Annotated in this window: 1 protein-coding gene; it reads left to right on the top strand. The window is 49.0% G+C overall.

Translation table 11 applies throughout. The annotated features are described in order from the left end of the window. On the top strand, positions 1–712 hold a 712-nt coding region (locus B879_RS21335), incomplete at both ends, for an HYR domain-containing protein (protein ID WP_040401629.1).

Genomic DNA, 712 nt, shown 5'->3' with positions numbered 1-712 from the left:
AAACGATAATGAAAAACCGGTGATATTCTATCCAGGGGATCTAGAGTTCAATGGATCCTCTTCATTCTGTGAAGCATTTATAGAATTTCCAGTAGCTACTGCAACCGATAACTGTGACACGGAAATCGTTGTTATTGGAACGAGAAGTGATGGTCTTACATTCAGTGATCCTTTTCCTTTGGGCGTCACTATAGTTACATACAGTGCCCAAGATGCCGCAGGTAACCAGGCAGATGAAATCATTAAGACCGTTACCATTAGGGATTTCCATGCACCAGAGATCAATTGCCCTGATGATATAAATACCACCATAGCCTCAGGGGAAACAGGAGCAGTTGTAACTTATGACCTTCCAATTGCCACTGACAACTGCGGCACTCCCAATGTCCAATTGATCAGCGGACCGGCCAGCGGGGAAGTATTCCCACTGGGCATCACCACTGTGACCTACAGGGCCACCGATGAGGCAGGAAATTCCACAGACTGCAGCTTCACGGTAACAGTTACAGAAGATGCCGATACTGAAGCACCGGTCATCAGTGACTGTCCAATGGACATTTCCGTATCCAATGATGCAGGAAGTTGCGGGGCTGTGGTCAACTGGACCCCACCGACCGCTACCGATAACAGTGGTTCAGTGAACCTGACCAGCAACTTTGAGCCGGGAAGCTTCTTCCCTGTGGGCAGCACCACGGTGACCTATACCGCCACC

The organism is Cecembia lonarensis LW9 (assembly GCF_000298295.1).
Lineage (GTDB): Bacteria > Bacteroidota > Bacteroidia > Cytophagales > Cyclobacteriaceae > Cecembia > Cecembia lonarensis.
The sequence above is the reverse complement of the archived record's forward strand: the minus strand, read 5'-3'. Positions and strand labels throughout refer to the sequence as shown.